Raw genomic sequence first — 219 nt, 5'->3', positions numbered from 1 at the left:
GATCATACGAATAATGATTCTGTAAGAACGTTTCAAAGGCTTCCCAAAAGGGTTCTTTTCCTTCATAAAGAAAATGCCTTTTATTTCGGAGCCTGACTCGCTTTCCGTTTTCTTTCCATCCCTCGTGCACAGCGGCGAATTTCAACTCCCATCCACGCTTTTTCTTTTCTTGGCTCTTCACATATAATCCATCTACTTCGACGAACAATACCTTTTGAA

Annotated in this window: 1 protein-coding gene; it reads right to left on the bottom strand. The window is 40.6% G+C overall.

Translation table 11 applies throughout. The features are described from left to right. The coding region (locus QQZ16_RS04430; RefSeq protein WP_446715445.1) for a UPF0236 family transposase-like protein at nucleotides 1–181 on the bottom strand (181 nt) is incomplete at its 3' end. Between the last annotated feature and the right edge of the window lie 38 nt (nucleotides 182–219).

This window comes from Bacillus sp. T2.9-1, from assembly GCF_950097965.1.
GTDB classification, from domain to species: domain Bacteria; phylum Bacillota; class Bacilli; order Bacillales; family Cytobacillaceae; genus Niallia; species Niallia hominis.
Note: the sequence above shows the minus strand (reverse complement) of the source record. Positions and strands in the feature narration are given on the sequence as shown.